At 70.7% G+C, this 1,046-nt stretch carries 1 pseudogene; it reads left to right on the forward strand.

Going from position 1 to position 1,046, the window contains the following annotated elements:
- Positions 1–67 precede the first annotated feature (67 nt).
- Positions 68–969, forward strand: a pseudogene (locus tag IH50_RS38345) (IS3 family transposase); the annotation flags it as partial.
- Positions 970–1,046: the final 77 nt, after the last annotated feature.

A 1,046-nucleotide genomic window follows, 5' to 3' on the forward strand; every position in this document is an offset into this window, starting at 1 on the left:
TGGGCCTTGACCCCTGATCTTGGACACACGAGACACTGGATCCTGAGGATCTGAGAACGGACATCTCGTGGTCATGAAGAACTATCCGCCGCAGTTCAAGGCGGACGCGGTCGCGCTGTACCAGTCGCGGCCCGAAGCGACGATCAGGCAGGTCGCTGCCGATCTGGGGATCAATCCCGAGACCCTGCGGAACTGGGTCCGGGCCGCTGGTGCGAGCCGGCCCCGGGGACGCCGAGCCGAGGTGCCGGCCGAGCCGCCCACGCCGTTGGAGGCGGAGAACGCCGCTCTGCGCAAGAAGGTCCGCGAGCTGGAGGAGGAACGCGAGATCCTGCGGAAGGCGGCGAAGTATTTCGCCGGGGAGACGCGCTGGTGAACCGCTTCCAGTTCGTCGCCGACCACCACCGCCGCTACGGCGTGAAGCGGCTGTGCACCATCCTCGGCATCGCCCGCTCCAGCTTCTGCTACTGGCGCCGCACCGCTGCGGACCGGGCCGCCCGGCAGGCGGCCGACGCCCGCCTCGCCGCCCGGATACGGGCCGTGCACCGCGAGTCGGACGGCACCTACGGCGTCCCCAGGATCACCGCCGAGCTCCGCGAGGCGGGCGAGCGCGTCAACCACAAGCGGATCGCGCGGGTGATGCGGGGTGCCGGTCTGGCGGGCGTGCGCTTGCGCCGCAGACACCGCACCACTGTTGCCGACCCGGCCGCGGCCAAGGCCCCAGACCTCATCGGCCGCGACTTCACCGCAAGCAGGCCGAACACGAAGTACGTCGGCGACATCACCTATCTCCCGCTGGACGGCGGGAAGTTCCTCTATCTGGCCACCGTCATCGACCTCGCCTCACGGCGTCTTGCCGGCTGGGCGATCGCGGACCACATGCGCACCGACCTCGTCACCGACGCCCTGGCCGCCGCCGAGCGGACCCGCGGCGGCCTCGCCGGGGCGGTCCTGCACACCGATCACGGCGCCCCCGCTGGCTGAACCGCTACAACACCCGACGCCGTCACTCCCGCCTCGGACACCGCAGTCCGATCGCCTACGAGAAC

It is taken from the genome of Streptomyces sp. NRRL S-37, assembly GCF_000721605.1.
GTDB lineage: Bacteria > Actinomycetota > Actinomycetes > Streptomycetales > Streptomycetaceae > Streptomyces.